General features: G+C 72.2%; 4 protein-coding genes. 2 read left to right on the plus strand and 2 right to left on the minus strand.

Annotation, left to right across the window (positions count from 1 at the left end):
* Together EYA84_RS29080 and EYA84_RS29085 are read right to left on the minus strand one after the other, a co-directional pair.
* A partial coding sequence (locus EYA84_RS29080) for a magnesium chelatase domain-containing protein (RefSeq protein WP_275540822.1) occupies positions 1 to 400 on the minus strand: 400 nt, incomplete at its 3' end.
* 229 nt (positions 401 to 629) lie between these two features.
* Positions 630 to 989 carry a YraN family protein gene (locus EYA84_RS29085; RefSeq protein ID WP_131057206.1) on the minus strand — a complete coding sequence of 120 codons (360 nt, stop codon included), beginning with the start codon at positions 987 to 989 and terminating at the stop codon, positions 630 to 632.
* Positions 990 to 1,217: 228 nt separating this feature from the next.
* Here EYA84_RS29085 and EYA84_RS29090 point away from each other — a divergent pair, with 228 nt between their 5' ends.
* Positions 1,218 to 2,249, plus strand: coding sequence for a hypothetical protein (locus EYA84_RS29090; protein ID WP_394347629.1), 1,032 nt, complete (start codon positions 1,218 to 1,220; stop codon positions 2,247 to 2,249).
* 336 nt (positions 2,250 to 2,585) lie between these two features.
* A partial coding sequence (gene rpsB / locus EYA84_RS29095) for a 30S ribosomal protein S2 (RefSeq protein WP_131057210.1) occupies positions 2,586 to 3,420 on the plus strand: 835 nt, incomplete at its 3' end.

Raw genomic sequence — 3,420 nt, forward strand, 5'->3', positions numbered from 1 at the left:
GACAGGCCCGGGCCGCCGCGGCCACCATCGGCAGGACGCCCCGGACCGGGCGCACCGCGCCGTCGAGACCCAGCTCGCCGAGGATCGCCACGCCGTCCAGCGGCAGCAGCGGCAGTTCGCCCGAACCGCCGAGCAGCGCCACCGCGATCGCCAGGTCGAACGCCGAACCGAACTTGGGCAGCGTGGCCGGCAGCAGGTTGAGGGTGATCCGTCGGTTAGGCCACCGCTGGCCGGAGTTCACCACCGCCGCGCGGACCCGGTCGCGTGCCTCGTGCAGCGCCGTGTCGGGCAGACCGGAGATGACCACTCCGGGCAGGCCCGGTGCGAGGTCCGCCTCCACCTCCACCAGGTGCCCCTCCACTCCGACCAGGCCGACGCAGAGCACCCGCGCGTAGCTCATCGCCGACCCACCGCGCACTCGCGTGGCACCACGAACCCGCCCGGTGGGCGTACCTGACCGGCGGTCGGTGGCGGTACCGCACGGCCGGTCGGACGCACCTGGGGGCCGATCGGGTGAACCCCACCACCGGTCGGCGACGACGTCGCACCACGTCTGCCGTGGCGGGAGGACGTCGCACCACGTCTGCCGAGGCGGGACGACGTCGCACCGCGTCTGCCGTCGCGGGGCATCAGAAGGCGCCCTTGAGGTGTTCGACGCGGGCCCGGCCGGCTGCGGGCAGCAGGACCGAGAGGACGTCGAAGCGGATCTCGTCGGCGGTGGTGCCGGTGCTCGCGAGCCAGGCGGCGGCGAGCCGGCGCAGGCGGCGTGCCTTGCGCGCCACCACCGCCTCGGCGGGCGTGCCGAAGCGTGTGGTGCGACGCGTCTTCACCTCGCAGAAGGCGAGCACCGGCCCGTCCCAGGCGATGATGTCGATCTCTCCGGAGGGGCAGCGCCAGTTCCGCTCCACCGGGCGTAGGCCCGTCTCGATCAGGTGGCGGACGGCGCACCGCTCCCCGTAGCCGCCGACCGCCTGGTTCCGCTTGGTCATGCCGGCACCCTGCGCCCGTACGCCGTGCCGAGGCGACCCCGTCGAGGCGACCTGTGGACAACCGCGAGGGCTGTGGACGACCAGACGATCATGCCTTTCGTGTGCTAGGCGTGCGCTAATCCACGAATCCGGCCGTTACTCTGCGTACCTGGTCGAATTGGCGCATGGCCTGTGGCCAGGCGCGGGATCGGAATGGCGTACGTCCGGCCGGTCGCATACGGTGCCGACGTGGACGGACGACGCAGCTTTTCCGATGACCAGGAGTCGCCCTGGTATCCGGGTGAACGGGACCGTGGCTACGGTGAACCGGACTGGCGCAGTACCTCGGAGGCGCGGTACCGCGACGACGACCCCCTGGCCGTTCCCGAGCAGCGGGTGGACGACGACGACCGGTACGGCACACCGCGACGCTTCGGCACCCCGGATCCGCTCGGTGACGCCCCGGCAGAGACGGAGCGCTACCGGGCGTCGCGCTTCCGGCGACCGGACGCTTCCGGCGACCCGGAGATCTCCGGTGAACTGCCGTCCGACCGTCCCGGTCGCCGGGCCGCCCGGGAGGCGACGCCGACCTCCGGCGGAGCGTTGCCGGTGACCGACCCGATCCGGCCGGCCCCGCTGGGCGGGTACCCGATCGTCGAGGCCAAGCGGTCGGTGGAGACGGCGAACCCGTTGGAGATGCCGACCGGGGCGATGCCGCCCGTGGCACCCCGGACGGACCTGCCGGGCGCCGAGCACCCCTATCCGGCAAGCGACACCGAGCACCCGGCGGCCGGCGTGGGCGCACACCAGGCCGGCACGAGTGCCGTACACCAGGCCGGCGCCGTGGGTGCCGGCGTGCAGGTCGGCGCTGCGGGTACCGGCTTCCCGGCCGGCGGGACGGGGTCCGCGTACCCGGTCGACGCCGCCACTGCCGGCTACCAGGCGCTGGCGACGCAGCCGGGGGTTCCGGCCGGTGACGGTGTCTACCGGTCGCGTCGTCCGGTGCTCGCGGTGCTGTTCGCCGTGCTGGTCGCGATCTTCGAGGTGCCCGCGCTGCTGGTGCTGCTGCACGGCGTCACCGCGGATCCGGTCTCCGCCGCCGACGTGCTGACCGGCACGTTCCTGATGATCGGCCTGCCGATCTTCGCCGCCGGCCTGTACGGGCTGCGGACCAGCGGCTTCTCGCTGACCGACGGGGCACGAGGCTGGCTTCGCCCGCCCACCGCGTACCTGACCGTCGGCCTGGCGCTCTTCCTCACCGCCGCGCTGGCCGCCGGCTGAACCACCGGCGGCGGCGTCTGCCCGGGGGTGCGGCGGCGTCTTCCGGGGGGTGCGGCGGCGTCTTCCAGTGCGTTAGGAGGGGGCCCTTCCTATACCGGAGGCGTTAGTAGGGGGCCCTTCCTTACACCCGGGCGTGGCGGGGTGGGGAGGGCGCGTACACTGGGCGACTGGCGACCGCCTCGCGCGGTCGACCTCGCGTGCCCTCTCCACGAATCGTCGTGGGGCGACGGCCTCCCTGGTCCCGATCCTTCGGGCCCGTCATGGCCGGCGACCGGGCGCCAGGACGCCCGACCGCCGGTCGGGCGAGACAACCAGGGACCGCAAGGAGTACAAACCATGGCCGTCGTGACCATGCGTCAGCTGCTGGAGAGCGGTGTTCACTTCGGGCACCAGACCCGGCGCTGGAACCCGAAGATGAAGCGCTTCATCTTCACCGAGCGTAACGGCATCTACATCATCGACCTCCGCCAGACTCTCGACTACATCGAGAAGGCGTACGAGTTCGTGCGCAACACGGTGGCCGAGGGTGGCAGCATCCTCTTCGTCGGCACCAAGAAGCAGGCCCAGGAGGCGATCGCCGAGCAGGCGACGCGGGTCGGTCAGCCGTACGTCAACCACCGCTGGCTCGGTGGCATGCTGACCAACTTCCAGACGGTGTACAAGCGGCTGCAGCGGATGAAGGAGCTGGAGGCCCTCGGTGACCTCAGCGGCACCGCCGCCGGTTACACCAAGAAGGAGACCCTGCAGCTCTCCCGCGAGAAGATCAAGCTGACCCGCACCCTGGGTGGTCTTCGGGACATGCAGAAGCTCCCGGCCGCGGTCTGGGTGGTCGACACCAAGAAGGAGCACATCGCCGTCGACGAGGCCCGCAAGCTGGGCATCCCGGTGATCGCCGTGCTCGACACCAACTGTGACCCGGACGAGGTCGACTTCCCGATCCCGGGCAACGACGACGCGATCCGCTCGGCCGAGCTGCTGACCAGGGTCGTCGCCGCCGCCGTCGCCGACGGTCTGATCACCCGCTCCGGCCGTCGCCGGGGTGGCGACGAGAAGCCGGAGGCCGGCGTGGCCACCGACGAGCCGCTGGCCGAGTGGGAGCGCGAGCTGCTCGAGGAGCCGAAGAAGGCCGACGACGCGCAGCCGGCGACCGAGCCGCAGCAGGCCGCCGACG

Source organism: Verrucosispora sp. SN26_14.1 (assembly GCF_004307965.1).
Classification (GTDB): Bacteria; Actinomycetota; Actinomycetes; order Mycobacteriales; family Micromonosporaceae; genus Micromonospora.

Coding starts and splice junctions, on each gene's coding strand:
- EYA84_RS29085 (WP_131057206.1), bottom strand. CDS start 989: ATGACCAAGCGGAACCAGGCGGTCGGCGGCTACGGGGAGCGGTGCGCC.